1 protein-coding gene is annotated in these 232 nt (G+C 61.2%); it reads right to left on the reverse strand.

The window, feature by feature from the left end; translation table 11 throughout:
- The coding region (locus ACN6NG_RS30085) for an immunoglobulin-like domain-containing protein (protein WP_474317578.1) at positions 1-232 on the reverse strand (232 nt) is incomplete at both ends.

A 232-nucleotide genomic window follows, 5' to 3' on the forward strand; every position in this document is an offset into this window, starting at 1 on the left:
GCGAAGACCACGGTAGCACCGGTGCTCAGGGTGACGGTGAAGTCCTTGTCCAAGGCCTTGTTCAGGCTGAGGGTGAAGGTTGGCTCGGTCGCTTCGTTGACCGACACCTGATCGGCCACGATGGTGACTTTGACCAGGTCGCCCTCACCTGCAGGCTCGTCAGTGACCGTGGTGCTGACGCTGTCCTTGCCCAGTTCCAGTTGCTCGAACTGATCCGCGCCCTTGCCGGTAA

It is taken from the genome of Pseudomonas sp. TSO6 (assembly GCF_056098905.1).